This is a genomic window from Vreelandella xerophytica (genome assembly GCF_968048975.1).
In genome coordinates this window covers 880,154-893,058 of record NZ_OZ309106.1, presented here as the reverse complement: position 1 = coordinate 893,058, position 12,905 = coordinate 880,154, and the positions used below count along the sequence as shown (strand labels likewise).

Sequence of the window (12,905 nt, the reverse complement as noted above, 5' to 3'; positions counted from 1 at the left end):
CAAAATTCGCGTGCTGGCATGATTTGCCATTCTCAATAATACTGTATATAAATACATATAAAAATTAAACTAAAAGGATACCCCATGAAACTAATGGATAGGGTCCGGGCTACCTTGCGGGTGAAACGCTATAGCCTTCGCACTGAGAAGACGTATTGCTACTGGATTCGCTTCTTCATTCGTTTTCATGGAATACGCCACCCAGCCACGATGGCAGGTCAAGAAGTCAGGCAGTTTCTGGAGTATCTCGCAACTGAGCGGCGCGTGGCCGCTGCCACACAAAATCAGGCGCTTAATGCCATCGTATTCCTGTATCGGCACGTACTTGAACAACCACTGGGTGATATTGGCACTTTCAGCCGAGCCAAACGCCCTCAGCGTTTACCGGTCGTGCTTTCTCATCAAGAGGTGATGCGTGTTTTCGAGCACCTGACAGGCTCCATGCACCTCATCGCTTCGCTTATGTATGGCTCCGGGTTACGTGTTTCTGAAGCCTGCCGTCTTCGGGTCAAGGATCTCGATTTTTCACGGCAAGTCATTACCATACGTTCCGGCAAGGGCGATAAGGACCGTACGACGCTCTTACCTCCGTCTTGTATAGCGCCATTGCAATCCCACGTTTACCAGGCAGAGCAGCAACTGGCCAAGCGGCTTGGAACCGGCGTGATCCCCGTGTCACTCCCTTACGCGCTAGACCGAAAGTACCCCAACGCCGGAACGTCACTTGCGTGGCAGTGGCTTTTTCCCTCATCCAAACCCTGCTTTGATGCCGAGAACCGGGTAGTGCTCCATCACATTCATACCTCTGCCGTCCAAAAAGCGGTGAAACACGCCATGCGCGCGGCGTCTTTAACCCGCCTTGGGTCCTGCCACTCTTTGCGGCATAGCTTCGCGACTCAGTTGCTTAGCCAAGGGACAGACATACGCACGTTGCAAGCATTGCTGGGTCATAAAAGCGTCGAGACCACTCAGATATACACGCATGTGCTGGGTAACGACTTTGCAGGGGTCAAAAGCCCGTTGGGTTAACGGCGCCGCCTTACTCTCTTGGAGCTGTTCGGCTCTTTCCCCCTTGCATCTACCTCCACCGCCGCCTAGACTCGCCAAGACGACTGCTTGACGGGGTGCCGGTGATATCCGGCTGAGATGGCGCAGGGCGAGCTTAAAGCTTCCAAGCGCTGGTCCCGCTGAACCTGATCCGGCTAATGCGCTTATTCAAAAGCGCGGGTACCGGCGTAGGGATCAAGCGATGGCGCCGGTGTAACGTCTCACTCCCCTTCCCCGCCATTTCCTCGATCTTCTCGCCTGCCCTTCGGATCTCTACTCCCGGAGGAAACATGGGCTACTGCTTTAACGATCTCACCACCGCTTGCCACAACGACTGGCGCGCTTACATCGAACACGATTTCGTTCGCCAATTGGGCAGCGCCACGCTCCCTGAAGACTCCTTTCGCCACTACCTGAAGCAGGATTACCTGTTTCTGATTCACTTCGCCCGTGCCTACGCCTTGGCCGCCTACAAGAGCCCGACGCTTGCCGACCTGCGCCAGGCCCATGAGGGCATGAAAGCCATCGTGGATGTGGAGCTTGGGCTGCATATCGGCTTTTGCCGCGAGTGGGGCATCAGTGAAGACGACCTGGCTAAGCTGCCCGAAGCGCGGGCGACGATGGCCTATACCCGCTACGTGCTGGATACCGGCAGCCGCGGCGATCTGCTCGATCTGCACGTGGCGCTCGCCCCGTGCCTGATCGGCTACGGCGAGATCGCCAACTGGCTGAACGCCCAGGGCTCCACAGTGCGCGGCGGCGATAACGCGTTCGATGCCTGGATTGCCATGTACGAGGGCGAGGAATTTCAGGCCGCGATGCACGCGGAGCTCGAATGGCTGAACGCCCGCCTGGCCGAGGTATCGCCGACTCGCTTTGAAGAACTCACCAAGATATTTCGCGATGCCACCCGCCTGGAGATCGACTTCTGGCAGATGGGTCTGGATCTGACCGACTAACCGCCACTACAACCACAAAAAGAGACCACGACCATGAGCCGCACCCAACACTTCTTGGCCGAAACCGCCCAGGTCGATGCCGCCGCCATCGCGCCGCTGCCCGCCTCCACCAAGCGCTACGTCGAAGGCTCGCGCCCGGATATCCGCGTACCGTTTCGCGAAATCACGCTTTCGCCGACCACCACCAGCGGCGCTGCCGAGGAGAACCCACCGCTGCTGGTTTACGATACCTCCGGCCCTTATACCGACCCGGCCGCACAGATCGATCTGCGCCAGGGTTTGCCGGAACTGCGCCGGGCCTGGATCGAGGAGCGCGGGAATACCGAGTTTCTGGAAGGGCTGACATCCGAGTACGGCAAGCGCCGCGCCAACGACCCGACGCTGGCTCAGCTTCGCTTCGATTTGAAGCGCACCCCGCGCCGAGCGAAAGCGGGCAAGAACGTGACCCAGCTTCACTACGCCCGCCAGGGTATCGTCACGCCGGAGATGGAGTTCATCGCCATCCGCGAAAACCAGCGCCGCCAAATGTTGGGTGATGCCGAAGTCGAGCGGATTCTGGGCCACCAGCACCGTGGCCAGAACTTCGGCGCCAGCATCCCCGATGAGATCACCCCGGAATTCGTGCGCGATGAGGTGGCCCGCGGCCGGGCGATCATTCCCAATAACATCAACCACCCGGAAAGCGAGCCGATGATCATCGGGCGCAACTTCCTGGTGAAGATCAATGGCAACCTGGGCAACTCGGCGGTGACCTCCTCCATCGAGGAAGAGGTGGACAAGATGACCTGGGGCATCCGCTGGGGCGCGGATACCATCATGGACCTCTCCACCGGGCAGAACATTCACGAAACCCGCGAGTGGATCCTGCGCAACTCGCCGGTGCCCATCGGCACGGTGCCGATCTACCAGGCGCTGGAGAAGGTCAACGGTGTGGCGGAGAACCTCACCTGGGAGGTATTTCGCGACACGCTGATCGAGCAGGCGGAACAGGGCGTGGACTACTTCACCATTCATGCCGGCGTATTACTGCGCTACGTGCCACTGACCGCCAACCGGGTGACCGGTATCGTCAGCCGCGGTGGCTCCATCATGGCGAAGTGGTGCCTGTATCACCATCAGGAGAGCTTTCTTTACACCCACTTCGAGGAGATCTGCGAGATTTGCAAACAGTACGACGTGGCGTTTTCCCTCGGCGACGGCTTGCGCCCGGGCTCGATTGCCGACGCCAACGATGAAGCGCAGATGGCGGAGCTGAAAACCCTGGGCGAGCTGACCCATATTGCCTGGAAGCACGACGTGCAGGTGATGATCGAAGGCCCGGGGCATGTGCCCATGCACCTGGTGAAGGAGAACATGGACAAGCAGCTGGAGTACTGCGACGAGGCGCCCTTCTACACATTAGGGCCATTGGTGACGGACATCGCACCCGGTTATGATCACATTACCTCCGGCATTGGGGCGGCCATGATCGGCTGGTTCGGCTGTGCGATGCTCTGTTACGTCACACCCAAGGAGCACCTGGGCCTGCCCAACAAGGAGGACGTGAAGACCGGCATCATCACCTACAAGATCGCCGCCCACGCGGCGGATTTGGCCAAGGGCCACCCGGCATCCCAGCGCCGCGACAACGCGCTATCGAAAGCGCGCTTCGAGTTCCGCTGGGAAGACCAGTTCAACCTGGGGCTGGACCCGGACACCGCACGGGCGTTTCATGATGAAACCCTGCCCAAGGACTCTGCCAAGGTAGCGCACTTCTGCTCCATGTGCGGGCCGAAGTTCTGCTCGATGAAGATCAGCCAGGAGGTGCGCGATACCTACCGTGACGCCGCCCCGGGAAGTGACGCGGCGCGGGGCATGCAGGAACAGGCCGAGAAATTCCGTCAGGAGGGCAGCGAGCTTTATCAGAAGGTGTAAACCTGCCCATTAGCGGCGTGTCAAAGGGCCTTCGTGCGCGTAGCACCCAGGCCCTTTTTTAGTGGCGCAACGCTGAGACACCCATTGGCAATGATGATCGCGCCATCGCTTTCGGGCATGCACGCGAGCATCGATAGCCTTCTTGTAGAAAACGGTACGACTCTTGCCTCCGGGCTTTTGACACTGGCCTCGCCCAACCCCATGACGCTGCTGCGCTTTTCTGTCTGAACTTGGCGAGCCGGGGCTCGTACCGGGGGCAAAGCACAACGCGTCGAAAGCTTCCTGCTTCCCCCGGAGATGCACGCCTATATCGCCGGCGAATCTACAATGAGCTGGCAAACGTGGCAGTGCAGGACCCGAACCAGGCGCTATCCGAGGCTGAAATCGAGCAGTTCCGACGCTATGGCGACTTCTACGAGAATATGGAAGCTTGGCTCAAAGTGGTCAATGAAGGTCTGGAGATGGGCTTTTCGTTAGAAATGGCTGACGAGTAAACCCTGTTCTCGCAAACGAAAGCAGGGACCCGAGGGCCCCTGCTGACTATTCTGGGAAAGTGAGTGTTACTTCTTGGCGGCGTCTTTCAAATCGCCTTTGCCTTTTTGCACGTCGCCTTTCGCCTGCTGGGCTTTGCCTTTGGCTTCGGTCTTGTCGCTACCGGTTACTTTACCGGCCGCTTCTTTGACTTTGCCTGCTGCCTTGTTGCCGGCGCCTTTGGTCTTATCTTCGTTTGCATTAGACATTTCGATTTACCTCTAATCCGTTAGTAGGAAATATATTCCCTGCAAGGAAGGCATTCATTGCCTTTGGCGGTGCAGGTATTTATTAGAGTAGTCTTTTTAAAAAAAGTTGCCTCAATTTCTTTTGGGTAACGCCGTGGGTGTCCAGGCGTTAAGTAGCCAATGAAGGCAGAGCATGACCATCAGCGTCAAAGCCAGCGCCACAAACATGGAAGAGAACCGATAAAACGCGCTGTAGACGAGGTCCTGGCTGGGCCCGAGCGACTGGCCGAACAAAATACCCAGAGTGGTCATGCCACCAAAGCCCACGCCGGAGCCGCCTGCCTCGCGCACGTGCTCGCGGGCAAACAGCATCAACCCCAGCCAGTAAAGCAGGACGACCAGCAGAAAATGGTTGCTCTGAGTGTAAAGCAGCATCTGCATCACCAGCGCGATATTGCACCCCAACAGCGTGCCGACCAGCCGCTTGATGGAGGAGGCTTGAGCACCCGCGTAACCCATGGCAAACAGCACCAGCACGGTCGCCATTTGCGCCGAGAGCGAGTCGCGAAGATCAAAGGTCTGAAATACCACAAACGAGAGCGTGGCAGTAATCCCCCCCAGAAGCGTCTCGTGACGAATCTGTGAGGCCGTTTTCTCGGCGCGCGGCGGTGGCTGGCGCGGCGCAACATCGGGAAACAGCGTATGCATCAGCATGGCGATCACTACCGCCAGCACGCTTGCCAGAAGATTGGCGGTCAAGAGCTCGCCCAGGTCCACGCCGGGATAGCTTGCAAAGTGAAGCAGGATGCTGAGCGTGACGACCCCGTTGGCCGCGTACAGAAATAATGGGCCTTTGGCCATCAGGTTGAAACGAAACAGAAAGATGCCCAGCACCACCAGTGTCATCACCGCCGGCATGTGCTGCAAAAGGCCGATGATCAAACTGACTTCCACCACGTTGAAGGCGGCGTTGCCCAGAAACTGACGAAGGATGCCGGCATTCAAAAGCGGCACCATGCCCAATAGAAACATGGGAAACACGGTAAAGAAGACGCCGTAGTTCCACCCCATCAACTGGCTGATGACGAACCCGAGCGTGGCGCCGCCGGCCACCCGCAGGCACTGGCGCAGGCCGTTTTCATCGAGCAGCGCCGGGCGCACGGGCTCGTTCGGCGACTCCCTGACCTCCGCGGCGCTTTTGCGCAGGCAAGTGGTCAGCCGTTCAATAGACATAGTGCAGCCAGCTGATCAGGTGCACCTGAAGCCAGGCAAGGGGGTGTGCCAGAGGGTGTTCGCCGGGTAGCAGTTGAACGCTTGCCCGGGCACCGCTGGGGGGCATCGTCGCTAGCGGGTCTTCCAGTCTGACGTGCAAGCGCAGGCGCTGGGCATCGCGTACCCAACGGTTGGAGGTCGGGATATCGGCAAGCTGGCCGTTGGGGCTGATCTGGCCTTCGCGTACACCCGCATCCAGCGCGATCACGTGGCCTTCGAAGATGTGGCCGGGCAGCGCATCCAGAACGACCTTGGCTTCATCACCGATACGCATGTGGCGAAGGCTTTTTTCGCGAAAGTCCGCCACGATATCCACCCGGTTGGACACCAGTGCGAGCACCGGCTGGCCCGCCTGAACGTAGTCGCCGGCCTGAAGCTGCAGGTTGGTCACCTGCCCTGCCTCGAGCGCGCGAACCTCGGTGCGTTCGACGTCCAACTGCGCCTTGGCCAAGGCGTTGCGGGCCTGGCGCAGGCGCAGGTTGGCATCACCCTCTTCGCCTAGCTGCACTTCCAGGCTGGTGATCTGCGCCTCGGCCGCGCGCACATCGGAATTGGCGGTATTTGCCGCCGCAACCCGCTGCTCGTACTGCTGACGGGAAATACTCTGACGCCCTACCAGAGACTGCGCCCGTTGCCGCTCGCCATTGAGTTCCTCCGAGGTGGCCTGGGCAGCGGCCAGAGAGGCCCGGGCAGCGGCCAGCTCAGCCCTCAAACGGGCGTTTTCCTGCTCGGCCTGCTCGACGTTGAGCTGGGCGGTGGCAAGCGCAATCTCGTAGGGTTCGGCGTTCAGGCGAAACAGCACGTCACCCTGGGTGACCTGCTCGTGGTCCTGCACGACCACCTCGCTTACCGGGGCACTGAGTTCCGGTGCGATACGTGTGACCGGGCGCATGATACGCGCCTCTGGGGTCAGCGGCATGAAGCTGTCGGCGACAAGAAAATAGATAAACAAAAGAGCAAAGGCAGCCAAAGCCACCCTTACCCATCGGGTAAAGCGCTGATCGGGAGACATACGTAAGTTCTCATTCAAAGCCCCCGCCGAAGCCAGGGCCTATCCAAGTTAATACGTTAGTCTAACAAACAATTAGCACGCTAACAATGTAGCTCATCGAGAGCGCTTGAAACACGAAATCCCCACCGGTTGGGCGGGGCTCTCGACGGGCATGGAAACCGAACTCAAATTGAAGCCGTACTTAAATGAAAGCCGTACTTAAAAACGATAACGCAAGCCCAGGCTCGCCGCATCGAAATCGTATTCGGACGGGCTTAGATAGCGGATGATATCGCCGCTGATTGCCAGGTTGTCGGCGACATCGAACTCGGCTCCACCGCCGAATGAAATGCCGTCATCGCGGCCGCTTCCGAAGCCATCAACGGATAGCTTCAATTCCGAGTAACCCACTAGCCCATGGATACGTGCACTATTACCCAGCGGCACGATGCCTTTCAAGAAGCCGCCGACAAGGTAATCGAGCTCGACTTTTGCGCCATAGACACTATCGGAGCCGCCGGTAGCACCGTGGAACTCTACTGCCAGATAGTCATCGAGCTTTATACCACCTACCAGACGAAGCGCTGCCGAATCGAAATCTTCGCTTACGCCACTGAGATCCAAACGCCAAGCCATGGCGTCAGCGCCGACATAAGCCTGCGGATACCCTACCTGAAACGACTGCGCGAACGCGCTACCGCCAAATCCTAGCGCCGCGATCACAGCCACTTTTACTACCAGCTTCATACCAACCCCTGAGTTTATCAGTATTATTGATGATCTCCCAGGCTCAAGACTAACCAAAATTAATTACTTGGGCAATCCATTTGCTCACTATATTTAACTGTTGCTCGCATAAAAAACCCCCGCCTGTCGGCGAGGGTTTTTAGCGGTCTGAATAAATGCTTAGAAACGGTAGCGAAGGCCCACGCTTGCCGCGTCGAAATCGTAGTCGGATTTATCCAGGTAGCGCATGTAATCGGCGCCCACCGATACGTTGGGGGCGATATCCACTTCAGCGCCGCCGCCGTAGGAGAAGCCGTTTTCACGGTCGATATCGAAATCCACCTCGGTCATGCCGGCCAGGCCGTAAAGGCGAACGTTGGGGGCGACAGGCACGATGCCCTTGGCGTAGATGCCGGCCAGATAGTCGAGCTCAGCGGCGCCATCGGAGCCCCCGGTACCCAAGTGGCCTTCCAGGGCGAAGTAGTCATTGAACTGCGAACCGCCGCGAATACGCAGGCCCACGTCATCGCGAGAGGAGCCGCGGTCGGGGTCCAGGCTCCAGAACATGGCGTCGCCGCCGATGTAGCCTTCCGGGTAGTTGAAGGATTGCTGCGCCTGGGCTGATGCCGCGAAAGCACTTGCGCCCAGGAATACGGCGGCAGAAGTGAGTGATAATACGGTCATCTTCATAGGGGTAACCTCAGTTAAAAAACAGTGTTTCCTTACGCTTTTCAGTGTGCCTCAAGATAACGCGAAACGCAAATGGCTAGCGCACCTTCGAAAGACTCAGGAACACGATACCCCCTACCACGACGGCGCCGCCTAAAAGCTGCACCGGGCCAAGCATTTGACCTAGAACGAAATATCCAAACACCAATGACGCTACGGGCTCGATGTTCATCACCGGCGCATTACGCGCCATATCCAGACGCGGCACGAAGATGAATAGCGTTGAAAACGCCGAGCCGTACAAAAGCCCGAGCAGCGCAAGGCCTGTCCACCCTGCGTTATTGGCGGGCAGATCCATCCCGCCGGGCACCACCCCCGCAACCGCGCCAATCACCATGGCGAAAAACACGGTCTGCATGGTCAGAAGGCTTCGCAAGGTACTGCCCACGCCGGACAAGCGATGCTCGGTAATCCAGAGCGCGCTTGCAAAAACGAAGGCCGCGGTGAGGCCAAACCCGATACCCACCGCCCACTCGGGCCCCATGCTTTCGGCCTGGGCCAGCCAGGAAGGAATGTCCAGCACGACCAGAAGCCCGATGAGAATGGTGCCCATTACCAGACACTGGCGAGGGGTCGGCCGCGGCCCGCCCAGCGCCCAGCCAAGCAGCGCCAGTTGAATGGGAAAGGTATTGACCAGCAGCAGCGCGATGACCACCGGAAGCCGCGCTACCGCCGAATAGAGGCTGATGCTTTGCACGGTGATCAAGAGCCCGACCGCCAGTTGCCACGGCCAGGTACCCTTGGGCAGCCAGAGATTCTTCTTTTGCACCCACACCAGAGTGACCAGGATCAAACAGGCAACGCCTGAGCGAGTTAAAATGGCCAGCAGCAATCCGGCGCCGTTATCAAAGGCAAGCCGCGCTGCCACATGATTAGCCGCGAACATGCTGGCCACCGTCACCAGCAACAGGATCGCCAGATGGCGTGGAAGTGATGACGTGGATAAGGCTGACATGGCGACAGATCGGCTCATATTGGATAAATAAGGGGCAGAATCTGCCATATTACATGGATGGCCTGCGCGCTTCAGCGCTGATTGCCAGACAAGCCCCATGCTACACTAAAGTCTATACGCCCGTTTTAAGCTAACCCATCTCAAAGAAGGCTTATATGAACGCACCGGTACTGGTGATCAACTGTGGCTCCTCCTCGATCAAATACGCGTTAATCGACTCAGACCCCGACGCGCCGCGCCTGGCTGGCCTGGCCGAGCGGTTGGGCAGTGCCGAGGCGCGCCTGAAAGGCAAGACCAGCGCCGGTGAAAGCTTTACTCAGGCGCTTGCCGGCGCCGATCACGCCAAGGCGCTGAACGCGATTCTGGATCGTCTGGAAGGCCGCCTTCCGGCCGCGGTGGGTCACCGCATCGTTCACGGGGGCGAACAGTTCACCCAGGCGGCGCTGATTACCGAAGACGTGATTGCCGCCATCGAAACCACCGCCGCCCTGGCACCGCTTCACAACCCGGCCAACCTGGCGGGTATTACCGCCACTCAGAGCGTGTTCGCCGACCTGCCCCAGGTCGCGGTGTTCGATACCGCCTTTCACCAGACCCTGCCGCCCAAAGCCTACCGCTACGCCCTGCCCGAGTCGCTTTATACCCAGCACGGCATTCGCCGCTATGGCTTCCACGGCACCAGTCACGCCTTTGTCAGCCATCGCGCCGCCGAATTGAGCACCCGCGGCGAAGGCGGCTGGCTGACGGCGCACCTGGGTAACGGCTGTTCCACTGCGGCCGTCTGGCAAGGTGAGAGCGTGGATACCAGCATGGGGCTGACCCCGCTGGAAGGCCTGGTGATGGGTACACGCAGCGGCGATGTGGACCCTGGCCTTCACGCCCACCTGCACCGCCAGCTCGGCTGGTCGCTGGACAAGATCGACGATGTGCTCAACAAGCAAAGCGGGCTTCTGGGCCTTTCCGGCCTGACCAACGACATGCGCGAAATCGAAGAGCAGGCGCTGGCGGACCACCCCGGCGCCGCCCTGGCACTGGAAGTGTTCTGCTACCGTATCGCCAAGTCGCTGGCGGCGCTCTCCTGCGCGCTGCCCACGCTTGACGGGATCATTTTCACCGGGGGCATTGGTGAAAACTCCCCGGTCGTGCGCGAGCGAGTTCTCGCGCTGCAGCCCCACTTCAACTTCGCGCTGGATGAAACGGCGAACGAGGCAACCGTTCGCGGCCAGGAAGGGGCGATCGGCAAGCCATCGCACCCAGGGCCCGAGGCGTGGGTCATCCCCACCGACGAAGAAGGGCGTATCGCCATGGAAACCCGTCAATGTCTGGAGACGCTGATATGAATACCGCTGACGACCAACCCCAGGCGATCCTGCTGGTGCCCACCAGCGCCGGCGCGGGTTTGACCTCGGCGTGCCTGGGACTCATCCAGGCGCTGGATACCATTGGCCTGAAGGCGGGCTTCTTGAAGCCCTTCATGCAAAACGAGCTCAACGGACCGGGTCTTGACCGCTCCACGGCGCTGGTCTCGCGCACGCTGAACCTGCGCCCGCCCTCGCCTATTTCCCAGGCCCGCCTGGAGCGGCTTTTGCGCGACGACCACATCGACGAGCTGATGGAAGACGTCATCGAGCTTTTCGATCAGGTCACCCGGCAGGCCTACCGCGACGGCACCGCGCTGGATCTGGTGGTGGTGGAAGGTGTTGTACCTACCCAGCACACCACCTACGCCACACAGACCAATGCCCAGTTGGCCCACGCCTTGAATGCCCGGATCATTCTGGTGGGCACGGGCGATCTGAACGAGCCCCAACGGCTGGCCGAAGAGCTGGACATGCACGCCCGAAGCTTTGGCGGCGTGGGTTCCAAGCGCACCCTGGGCGGCATCCTGATGCGTATGAAAAACCTGCCCTACGGCGGCCACGAGGACGATATCTCGGCCGCGCCGGGCACGGTAAAACCCCAGCTTGAAGAGCCGGTACTTGAGGAGCTTCGCCGCTACTCGCCCTTTCTGGCAACCGAAAGCTTTCACTTGATCGGCATTGTGCCTCAAAGCAAGACCCTGAGCGCGCCGCGCACGCTGGACGTGGCCCGGGCGCTCAACGCTACCGTGCTCAGCGAAGGCGACGCGGCCAGCCGCCGCGTGCTTTCCACCAGCCTTTGCGCGCGCAGCGCGGCAAACGCGCTGCATATCTTTACGCCGGGCAGCCTGGTCGTGGCCTCGGGAGATCGTGATGACGTGGTGCTGGCCTCGGCGCTGGCAACCATGAACGGCACCCAGCTTGCCGGCGTGCTGCTCACCAACGGGTTCATGCCCAACGACAACATGATCGAGATGTGCCGGCCGGCCTTGAAGACCGGCCTGCCGGTGCTGGCGGTGGAAACCGATAGCCTGACCACCGCCCAGAACCTGACCCAGGTGAATCGCGAGATTCCCATGGATGATTTCGAGCGCGCCGAACAGGTGGCCCGCTATGTCGCCGCGCACATGGATCTTGAGTGGCTGAAGGCCAACCTGAGCCGCGGCTACACCCGGCGTCTGTCGCCCTCGGCGTTTCGTTACCAGCTGGTCAAGCAGGCCCAGCAGGTCAAAAAGCGCATCGTGCTTCCGGAGGGCAACGAGCCCCGCACCGTGGAGGCAGCCATCGTTTGTCAGCGCCGCGGCATTGCCGACTGCGTGCTGCTTGGCCAGCGTGAAGAGATCGAGAGCGTCGCCCGTCATCGCGGCCTGACCCTGCCCGAGGAGCTTTCGATCATCGACCCGGAAAGCACTCGGGCCCACTATATCGAGTCGATGGTCGAGCGGCGTCGAGGCAAGCTCAACGAGCTGACCGCCGAGGCCCAGCTGCAGGATAACGTGGTGCTGGGCACCATGATGCTGGCCCTCGATGAAGTCGATGGCCTGGTGTCCGGCGCCATTCACACCACCGCCAACACCGTTCGCCCGGCGTTTCAGCTGATCAAGACTGCGCCGGAGTACAATCAGGTGTCGTCGATATTTTTCATGCTGCTGCCGGAACAGGTAGTGGTCTACGGCGACTGCGCGGTAAACCCGGACCCGGACGCCGAAACGCTTGCCGAGATTGCCCTGCAGAGCGCGCGCTCGGCGCAAGCCTTCGGTATCGAGCCTAGAGTCGCCATGATCAGCTACTCCACCGGCGATTCGGGCACGGGTGCCGATGTGGATAAAGTGCGCGAGGCCACTCGTATCGCCAAAGAACGTGCCCCGCACCTGTTGATCGATGGCCCGCTTCAGTACGATGCGGCGGCCATCGAGAGCGTGGGCAAGCAGAAAGCGCCGGACTCCCCCGTGGCCGGCAAGGCCACCGTGTTTGTCTTCCCGGATCTCAACACCGGTAACACCACCTACAAGGCGGTGCAGCGTAGCGCACGGGTGGTCAGTGTGGGCCCCATGCTGCAAGGCTTGAACAAGCCGGTGAACGACCTTTCCCGTGGTGCACTGGTCGATGACATCGTCTATACCATCGCCCTGACCGCCATTCAGGCAAGCCAGCGCGACGACGGTCAATCCAACGGCTAGCGAACGTACCTCCCAATAAAAACGCCCCAGGGTTGACCCCTGGGGCGTTTTTACT

General features: G+C 59.9%; 13 protein-coding genes and 1 riboswitch. Of the genes, 7 read left to right on the top strand and 6 right to left on the bottom strand.

Features of this window, described 5'->3' with window-relative positions; translation table 11 throughout:
* Window positions 1-84 precede the first annotated feature (84 nt).
* The 5 genes from ACWF8S_RS04165 to ACWF8S_RS04145 all read left to right on the top strand — a co-directional run bounded on the left by ACWF8S_RS04165 (window position 85) and on the right by ACWF8S_RS04145 (window position 4,414).
* Window positions 85-1,029, top strand: a complete 945-nt coding sequence (locus ACWF8S_RS04165) for an integron integrase (protein ID WP_447555581.1) — start codon at window positions 85-87, stop codon at window positions 1,027-1,029.
* 81 nt (window positions 1,030-1,110) lie between these two features.
* Window positions 1,111-1,259: riboswitch (TPP riboswitch) on the top strand.
* Between the two features lie 78 nt (window positions 1,260-1,337).
* Window positions 1,338-2,006 (top strand): thiaminase II, encoded by a 669-nt coding sequence (tenA, locus tag ACWF8S_RS04160; protein WP_447555580.1) that lies wholly within the window; start codon window positions 1,338-1,340, stop codon window positions 2,004-2,006.
* 33 nt (window positions 2,007-2,039) lie between these two features.
* Window positions 2,040-3,920, top strand: coding sequence for a phosphomethylpyrimidine synthase ThiC (gene thiC / locus ACWF8S_RS04155; RefSeq protein ID WP_447555579.1), 1,881 nt, complete (start codon window positions 2,040-2,042; stop codon window positions 3,918-3,920).
* A 33-nt stretch (window positions 3,921-3,953) separates the two neighbouring features.
* The gene (locus ACWF8S_RS04150; protein ID WP_447555578.1) at window positions 3,954-4,148 is read left to right on the top strand and encodes a hypothetical protein; all 195 of its coding nucleotides are present in this window, start codon (window positions 3,954-3,956) and stop codon (window positions 4,146-4,148) included.
* A gap of 113 nt (window positions 4,149-4,261) precedes the next feature.
* Window positions 4,262-4,414: a hypothetical protein gene (locus ACWF8S_RS04145; protein ID WP_447555577.1), complete on the top strand. Its 153-nt coding sequence runs from the start codon at window positions 4,262-4,264 to the stop codon at window positions 4,412-4,414.
* Between the two features lie 66 nt (window positions 4,415-4,480).
* On the opposite strand, the gene ACWF8S_RS04140 is transcribed toward ACWF8S_RS04145, so the two are convergent.
* The 6 genes from ACWF8S_RS04140 to ACWF8S_RS04115 all read right to left on the bottom strand — a co-directional run bounded on the left by ACWF8S_RS04140 (window position 4,481) and on the right by ACWF8S_RS04115 (window position 9,312).
* On the bottom strand, window positions 4,481-4,660 hold the full coding sequence (locus ACWF8S_RS04140) for a CsbD family protein (RefSeq protein WP_447555576.1): 180 nt from the start codon (window positions 4,658-4,660) through the stop codon (window positions 4,481-4,483).
* Window positions 4,661-4,771: 111 nt separating this feature from the next.
* Complete coding sequence (locus ACWF8S_RS04135; RefSeq protein WP_447555575.1) at window positions 4,772-5,872, bottom strand: DUF2955 domain-containing protein; 1,101 nt, start codon at window positions 5,870-5,872, stop codon at window positions 4,772-4,774.
* Window positions 5,862-6,923, bottom strand: coding sequence for an HlyD family secretion protein (locus ACWF8S_RS04130; RefSeq protein ID WP_447555574.1), 1,062 nt, complete (start codon window positions 6,921-6,923; stop codon window positions 5,862-5,864). Before ACWF8S_RS04130 ends, ACWF8S_RS04135 begins: the two co-directional genes overlap by 11 nt.
* A gap of 198 nt (window positions 6,924-7,121) precedes the next feature.
* Window positions 7,122-7,649, bottom strand: a complete 528-nt coding sequence (locus tag ACWF8S_RS04125) for an outer membrane beta-barrel protein (protein ID WP_447555573.1) — start codon at window positions 7,647-7,649, stop codon at window positions 7,122-7,124.
* 159 nt (window positions 7,650-7,808) lie between these two features.
* Window positions 7,809-8,318: a porin family protein gene (locus tag ACWF8S_RS04120; RefSeq protein ID WP_447555572.1), complete on the bottom strand. Its 510-nt coding sequence runs from the start codon at window positions 8,316-8,318 to the stop codon at window positions 7,809-7,811.
* Window positions 8,319-8,394: 76 nt separating this feature from the next.
* On the bottom strand, window positions 8,395-9,312 hold the full coding sequence (locus tag ACWF8S_RS04115; RefSeq protein ID WP_447555571.1) for an EamA family transporter: 918 nt from the start codon (window positions 9,310-9,312) through the stop codon (window positions 8,395-8,397).
* Between the two features lie 155 nt (window positions 9,313-9,467).
* Between ACWF8S_RS04115 and ACWF8S_RS04110 the strand changes: the two genes are divergently transcribed.
* Both ACWF8S_RS04110 and pta read left to right on the top strand, forming a co-directional pair.
* Window positions 9,468-10,652, top strand: a complete 1,185-nt coding sequence (locus tag ACWF8S_RS04110; protein ID WP_447555570.1) for an acetate/propionate family kinase — start codon at window positions 9,468-9,470, stop codon at window positions 10,650-10,652.
* On the top strand, window positions 10,649-12,850 hold the full coding sequence (gene pta / locus ACWF8S_RS04105) for a phosphate acetyltransferase (RefSeq protein WP_447555569.1): 2,202 nt from the start codon (window positions 10,649-10,651) through the stop codon (window positions 12,848-12,850). Before ACWF8S_RS04110 ends, pta begins: the two co-directional genes overlap by 4 nt.
* Window positions 12,851-12,905 lie beyond the last annotated feature (55 nt).

Excerpts from the sequence above, each read along its gene's own strand:
- ACWF8S_RS04165 (WP_447555581.1), top strand. The coding sequence starts at position 85 with ATGAAACTAATGGATAGGGTCCGGGCTACCTTGCGGGTGAAACGCTAT.
- tenA (WP_447555580.1), top strand. The coding sequence starts at position 1,338 with ATGGGCTACTGCTTTAACGATCTCACCACCGCTTGCCACAACGACTGG.
- thiC (WP_447555579.1), top strand. The coding sequence starts at position 2,040 with ATGAGCCGCACCCAACACTTCTTGGCCGAAACCGCCCAGGTCGATGCC.
- ACWF8S_RS04140 (WP_447555576.1), bottom strand. The coding sequence starts at position 4,660 with ATGTCTAATGCAAACGAAGATAAGACCAAAGGCGCCGGCAACAAGGCA.
- ACWF8S_RS04135 (WP_447555575.1), bottom strand. The coding sequence starts at position 5,872 with ATGTCTATTGAACGGCTGACCACTTGCCTGCGCAAAAGCGCCGCGGAG.
- ACWF8S_RS04130 (WP_447555574.1), bottom strand. The coding sequence starts at position 6,923 with ATGTCTCCCGATCAGCGCTTTACCCGATGGGTAAGGGTGGCTTTGGCT.
- ACWF8S_RS04125 (WP_447555573.1), bottom strand. The coding sequence starts at position 7,649 with ATGAAGCTGGTAGTAAAAGTGGCTGTGATCGCGGCGCTAGGATTTGGC.
- ACWF8S_RS04120 (WP_447555572.1), bottom strand. The coding sequence starts at position 8,318 with ATGAAGATGACCGTATTATCACTCACTTCTGCCGCCGTATTCCTGGGC.
- ACWF8S_RS04115 (WP_447555571.1), bottom strand. The coding sequence starts at position 9,312 with ATGTCAGCCTTATCCACGTCATCACTTCCACGCCATCTGGCGATCCTG.
- ACWF8S_RS04110 (WP_447555570.1), top strand. The coding sequence starts at position 9,468 with ATGAACGCACCGGTACTGGTGATCAACTGTGGCTCCTCCTCGATCAAA.
- pta (WP_447555569.1), top strand. The coding sequence starts at position 10,649 with ATGAATACCGCTGACGACCAACCCCAGGCGATCCTGCTGGTGCCCACC.